Origin of the sequence: Bombilactobacillus bombi (assembly GCF_013607485.1) — a bacterium.
Lineage (GTDB): Bacteria > Bacillota > Bacilli > Lactobacillales > Lactobacillaceae > Bombilactobacillus > Bombilactobacillus bombi_A.
Genome location: NZ_SCHP01000066.1, coordinates 1 through 5,153 on the forward strand (window position 1 = coordinate 1; position 5,153 = coordinate 5,153).

Annotated in this window: 5 protein-coding genes; 4 read left to right on the forward strand and 1 reads right to left on the reverse strand. The window is 35.9% G+C overall.

Features of this window, described 5'->3' with window-relative positions; all coding sequences use genetic code 11:
- Positions 1–22: 22 nt before the first annotated feature.
- Positions 23–1,363 (forward strand): glucose-6-phosphate isomerase, encoded by a 1,341-nt coding sequence (locus tag EQ827_RS07720; RefSeq protein ID WP_181190421.1) that lies wholly within the window; start codon positions 23–25, stop codon positions 1,361–1,363.
- Positions 1,364–1,533: 170 nt separating this feature from the next.
- Entirely contained in the window at positions 1,534–1,725 is a 192-nt protein-coding gene (locus EQ827_RS07725; RefSeq protein WP_181190422.1) for a hypothetical protein, read from the forward strand.
- A 120-nt stretch (positions 1,726–1,845) separates the two neighbouring features.
- Here EQ827_RS07725 and EQ827_RS07730 read toward each other — a convergent pair whose 3' ends face one another.
- Positions 1,846–2,778: a glycosyltransferase family 2 protein gene (locus EQ827_RS07730; protein ID WP_181190423.1), complete on the reverse strand. Its 933-nt coding sequence runs from the start codon at positions 2,776–2,778 to the stop codon at positions 1,846–1,848.
- A 90-nt stretch (positions 2,779–2,868) separates the two neighbouring features.
- Between EQ827_RS07730 and EQ827_RS07735 the strand changes: the two genes are divergently transcribed.
- Both EQ827_RS07735 and EQ827_RS07740 read left to right on the forward strand, forming a co-directional pair.
- Positions 2,869–3,348, forward strand: a complete 480-nt coding sequence (locus EQ827_RS07735; RefSeq protein WP_181190424.1) for a GNAT family N-acetyltransferase — start codon at positions 2,869–2,871, stop codon at positions 3,346–3,348.
- Between the two features lie 76 nt (positions 3,349–3,424).
- Positions 3,425–4,900, forward strand: coding sequence for a multicopper oxidase family protein (locus tag EQ827_RS07740; RefSeq protein ID WP_181190425.1), 1,476 nt, complete (start codon positions 3,425–3,427; stop codon positions 4,898–4,900).
- The last annotated feature ends 253 nt before the right edge of the window (positions 4,901–5,153 follow it).

Consider the following 5,153-nt stretch of genomic DNA (forward strand, 5'->3'; position numbering starts at 1 on the left):
GATAATAACTCAGGAGGAAACTATGGCACATATTAAATTTGATGCATCAAAATTAGGTAAATTTGTTCATGAAAATGAGTTGCAAGAGATGCAACCGCTTGTTACTGCAGCTGATGAAGAACTGCGAGCAGGTACTGGTGCTGGGAATGATTTTCGCGGCTTTATTGATTTGCCGGTTAATTATGACAAAGATGAATTTGCTCGCATTAAAAAGGCTGCCAAAAAGATTCAAGCTAATTCTGAAGTTTTTGTTGGTATTGGTATCGGTGGTTCTTATTTAGGAGCACGGGCTGCGATCGATTTCTTAAGCAGCAGCTTTTATAACGTTCATAATGATCGCCACGTTCCAGAAGTTTATTTCTGCGGTAATTCAATTAGTCCTAATTATTTAGCCGACTTATTAGCGGTGATTGGTGACCGTGATTTTAGTATTAATGTAATTTCTAAATCAGGTACTACGACGGAACCATCAATTGCCTTTCGTATTTTAAAGGCAAAATTAATTGAGAAGTACGGTGAAGAAGCTGCTAAAGAGCGTATCTTTGCGACGACTGATCGTGCTAAAGGAGCTTTAAAGACTGAAGCAGATGCAGAAGGCTATGAAGAATTCGTAGTGCCTGATGATATTGGTGGTCGGTTCTCTGTTTTATCAGCTGTCGGATTATTACCAATTGCTGTAGCGGGAATTGACATCGACCAGTTAATGCAAGGTGCAGCTTCAGCTCGGAGTGCTTATAATGATGCTGATTTAAACAATAATGAAGCTTATCAATATGCTGCTTTGCGTAATATTTTATATCGTAAAGGCTATACAACTGAGTTATTAGAAAATTATGAACCTAATTTGCAGTATTTTGGTGAATGGTGGAAGCAATTAATGGGTGAATCTGAAGGTAAAGATCAAAAGGGTATTTTCCCAGCTTCAGCTAACTTCTCTACTGACTTACACTCTTTAGGACAATATATTCAAGAAGGTCGCCGCAACTTAATGGAGACTGTTGTGATGATTGATAACCCACGCCATGATGTTGTTATTCCTAAAGAAGCTGATAATTTAGATGGTTTGCAGTATTTAGAAGGCAAATCCATGGATTATGTTAATAAAAAAGCTTATGAAGGGGTAGTATTAGCACATACTGATGGCGGAGTTCCTGTCATGAGTGTGCACATTCCAGAACAAGATGCGTATACTTTAGGTTATCTCATTTATTTCTTTGAAATTGCGGTTGCTATTTCGGGTTACTTAAATGGTATTAATCCATTCAATCAGCCGGGAGTGGAAGCCTATAAGAAGAATATGTTTGCTCTTTTAGGACGTCCAGGCTATGAAGAATTAGGCGAAGAATTAAATAAAAGATTATAATTGCTATTGTGAAAATGATTGAGGTTGGGATGAAACTTTTTTCCTAACCTCATTTTTGTATTTTTTGTTTGCCCATGTGGCAATTTTTTAGGGAATCAAGATAAAATTACTATTGTGAAAGCTTTAGCTTTAAAATATAATGTATTTAAACATCAAAGGGGGATACTATCATGGAAAAAGACAAGTACAAATTGGCGGTAGCTCCTTCTAATCTAAGAATTAGGTCAGCGGCCTTATTTCCTGAATCCAAGCCATTATTAGTTAAGGTTGATGAACAAACTGGTGAGGTTAAATTTTATTTAGATCCCAGTGATTTAGAAAAAATTCAAAATTCTCCGATAACAAAAAAACTTCGCGATTAAATTAACCGCGAAGTTTTTTAAGATCTCAATTAAACAATAGTTTATTTAGTGTGAGCGGGGCATCCTTAATTTGGTCACAACTAGATTAATTACGCTGATAGGCTTGAGATAGAGCTGTTTTTATTTCTTTTCTTTAATAATATAAATTGGACGCTTTTTAACTTCTAAGAAGATTTTGCCAATATAATTGCCAATAATTCCCAGAAAAAATAACTGCATTCCGCCCAAGAATAAAATAATCGAAATCGTCGACGACCAGCCTTTAGTAGGATTACCATATAAAAGAGAGCGGACAACGATGAAAATTAAGCCAGCAAAGGCCACAAACATTACTAGTAAACCTAGCCAAACCGCAATAATTAAAGGAACAGTGGAAAAATCAGTAATTCCTTCAATGGAGTATTTGAATAAGCTCCAAAAATTCCAACTCGTAGTACCGGCTACTCTCGCTACATTTTTATAAGGAAGATATTTAGTCTTAAAACCTACCCAAGAAAAAATCCCTTTCGAAAAACGGTTATACTCGCTCATTTCAATAATTGCATTGACCATGTCCCGACGCATTAAGCGAAAATCACGTGCTCCAGGAACAATTTGAGTATCTGAAATTCGATTAATAATTTTATAAAACATATTGGAAAAAAATGACCTGAGCTTTGGTTCACCACTGCGATCAGTGCGAGCAGTTCCAATACAGTCGTAATCCGTAGTTTCTAAAAGATGAATCATTTCAATTAACATTTCAGGGGGGTCTTGTAAATCTGCATCCATAATCGTTACCAAATCGCCGTCAGCATGTTTTAATCCAGCATAAATGCCCGCTTCTTTGCCGAATTGTCGGGAAAAAGAAATAAAATGAGTATCAAAATCAGCCATACTTACCAGCTGTCGTAATTTATTTAAGGTGCCATCAGTTGATCCATCATTAATGAATAAAATTGAGGGCCGATAATCGGGCAATTGTTGAAAAGTTTTTTTAATTGCTTCATAAAATAGCGTCACTGTTTCCTCTTCATTATAGCAAGGAACAATAATACTTACTTTTTGACTCATTATGCGTTAACCTCTTTATTTAATAAAATAATCATAACCTTAATCAAGTTAAATTTCTAGTCATGTAATTAATTAGAAAGTAGGAAAATTATGCAATTATATTTACAAGCAATGACTACCAAACATTTTAGTGAGTTTTTGCACTCCCAAATTCAAGAGTATGCCCATCAAAAAGTGCTTAATCATCTTTGGCCAGCTGAACAAGCCCAACAGCGTGCCCAAGAAGATTTTCAAATGTTACTGCCTGATGGTTTAAATACTTATCACAATTATTTTTATGTTATCAGTGCATCAAATGAAATTGTTTATGGCTATGTTTGGTTAGCGGAAGTGATGGATAGTGATCAACCAAATGCTCCTTATTTATTTATTAATGATTACGCTATTTTACCTGCTTATCAAGATCAAGGCTACGGACAGCAAGGATTAAAATTAGTTTTTCAAGAAGCCCGTAGACTGGGTTATCATCAGTTAGGCTTACATGTTTTTGGCGAAAATCAGCGTGCCCAGCACTTATATCAAAAAATGGGATTTTTTCCAACCGATATTGTTATGAAAAAGACACTTTGAGAATAGTTCATGCATCCTTAATAATTTGTGTTATGCTTATTTTATAATCATTATAAAATAAAAAGAAGGATTATAAATGGCTAAAAGAGAAGTTTATACAGATTATTTTTATGATGAAAATGTCTATGATTTTCATGATGGCGGGTATGTACCACTGGTAATGCCTAATGTACCAGAAAAAAAGCTTCTCATTCCTGAAGTGCTACAGCCCGATCGAGTTCAAGGTGATGAAATTTGGTATACTATTGTGGCACAAAAAGGGGAAACAGCAATTTTACCAGGACTAAAAACCAAAACTTGGGGTTATGGCATGTCCATTTTAGGCAAAACGGTGATTTTAGAAGATGGTAAACATTATCATGTTCATATTGTTAATAACTTGGATGAAATCACGACTTTGCATTGGCATGGTTTAAATATTCCCGGCCCGATTACTGATGGTGGACCCCATGCACCTATTTATCCGGGTGGAAGTCGGGATATTGAATTTACCTTGCATCAAGAAGGAGCCCAAACGGATTGGATGCACGCTCATCCTTGTCCCAATACGGCTCGCCAAGTTTGGAATGGCTTAGCAGCATTTGTTATTGTGACTGATGAGCAGGCTCGCACTTTACCATTGCCGCAAACTTATGGGGTAGACGATATACCCTTAGTATTACAGGATCGAACTTATCATAATAATCAGCTAGATTACCACAAAGACTATGATGTTGATGGAACATTAGGACGCTATCCGTTAATTAATGGCACTATTAATGGTGTCTTTCATGTGACAACACCTAAATTACGTTTGCGGCTGTTGAATGGTGCCAATCGGCGCGAATTTCGCTTGCATTTTGCTGATAATCGGCCCTTTACGCAAATAGCTTCTGATTGTGGCTTTTTGGATCCTGTGATTGATTTAACTAAGTTAATGTTAACTCCAGCTGAAAGAGCGGAAGTAGTCGTTAATTTTAGTGATTGCCAGCCAGGCGAGCGTGTAGTGTTAATGTCCGATGATACGCCATTAGTGAACTTTGATATTGGTAATTTTTCTCCGAATAAACAACCAATTGCTGATCATTTAGTAACAATACCGCAGTGGCAAGCTGATACGGATGGTCAGCTGCAAACTACTGTAATGTCTGGTATGGATGAAAATGTCCGCTTAGATGGTCAATTATTCGACATGACTCGTATCGATCGCCAGCAGCAGCTGGGAAAAACTGTAGATTGGGATGTTAAAAATACTAATAATCCTGATGGTGGCATGATTCATCCCTTCCATATGCATGGTTGCCATTTTCAAGTAATTTCACGCAATGGACATGCTCCTTATCCTAATGAAACGGGATTTAAAGATACAATTGGTGTAAATAGCGGTGAGACTGTCCGAATTCGAGTACGTTTTGATGTCTTAGGAGTCTTTATGTATCACTGTCATATTTTGGAGCATGAAGATACCGGAATGATGGCCCAAATTAAAATTTTTGATCCGCAGAATCCGCAAAATTATCACTTAAAAAGTATGACTGAAATTATGAATCATTATCCTTCTAAAAAAGAGTGACAGTTGCATAAAAATTTATTTAGCCGCAATTTCTTTATTGTAAAAATACCGGGACTAATATTGTTCCTGGTTATTTTTTTGGTTAGATAGTATTAAAAAAATTGATTTTTAGTAATAAATATATTAATTTTCATAAAATCTGCTTCAGCAATTGACAAATCGATCTTTTTGTTAGAAAATATTAATCAACTTTTAATATTTTTCGAAGAGAAAATGGGGGAATAAGGTTTGACTAAATTATTAAAGCGAATAT